Origin of the sequence: Pseudomonas sp. MD195_PC81_125 (genome assembly GCF_014060985.1) — a bacterium.
GTDB lineage: Bacteria > Pseudomonadota > Gammaproteobacteria > Pseudomonadales > Pseudomonadaceae > Aquipseudomonas > Aquipseudomonas parakoreensis.
Genome location: NZ_JABULD010000825.1, coordinates 1 through 587, shown reverse-complemented (window position 1 = coordinate 587; position 587 = coordinate 1). Strand labels below are relative to the sequence as shown.

General features: G+C 60.3%; 1 pseudogene. It reads left to right on the top strand.

Going from position 1 to position 587, the window contains the following annotated elements:
• Positions 1–587: pseudogene (locus tag HT737_RS29540) on the top strand (acetyltransferase); the annotation flags it as partial.

Sequence of the window (587 nt, the reverse complement as noted above, 5' to 3'; positions counted from 1 at the left end):
GCGCCGCCTGCTCACCGGCTGTTTCGTCACCCTGCTGCTGTTGCTCAACACCCTGATCCTGATCGGGCCTTGATGGTCTTTGCCCTGCTCAAACTGATTGCGCCCGGGCGCTGGCGCGATTACGCCTCGTGGGCGGTGATGTGGATTGCCGAGACCTGGGCGGAAATCGACAAGCTGATCTTTCGTCTGTGCATCCCCACTCAGTGGGACATTCGCGGCGGCGCAGACCTGCGCGGTGACACCTCGTATCTGGTGGTCAGCAACCACCAGTCGTGGGTCGACATTCCGGCGCTGATCCAGACCCTCAACCGGCGTACGCCGTTCTTCAAGTTCTTCCTCAAGAAAGAGCTGATCTGGGTGCCGTTCCTCGGTCTGGCGTGGTGGGCGCTGGATTACCCGTTCATGAAGCGCTACAGCAAGGCGTTTCTGGCGAAGCATCCGGAGCTGGCGGGCAAAGATCTGGAAATCACCAAACAGGCCTGTGAGCTGTTCAAGCGCCAGCCGGTAACGGTCGTGAACTATCTGGAAGGTACTCGCTACACCGCGGCGAAAAGCGCGCAGCAGCAGTCACCGTTCAAGCACCTGCT